This window comes from Natrinema sp. CRL1 (genome assembly GCF_059162405.1).
The window spans coordinates 1-262 of sequence record NZ_JBLVOY010000029.1; the positions used below are offsets into that span (position 1 = coordinate 1).

The following is a 262-nucleotide window of genomic DNA, read 5'->3' on the forward strand; positions in this document are numbered from 1 at the left end:
GTAACAGCTTACCGGCCGAGGTTTGAGGCGCCCAAAATGATCGGGGCTCAAATCTACCACCGAGACCTAGCAGCACCACTCACATGGTGATCTTGTAGGTTGGCGTTCTGTTCGGGTGGAAGCACGGTCGAGAGATCGTGTGGACCGTTCAGTAACGAAAATCCTGGTCATAGTAGCAGCGTTAGTCGGGTTAGAACCCCGACGGCCGAACGAGTAAGGGTTCCTCAGCAATGCTGATCAGCTGAGGGTTAGCCGGTCCTAA

General features: G+C 54.6%; 1 rRNA gene. It reads left to right on the forward strand.

The features are described from left to right. A 23S ribosomal RNA gene (locus tag ACJYUO_RS21885) occupies positions 1-262 on the forward strand; the annotation flags it as partial.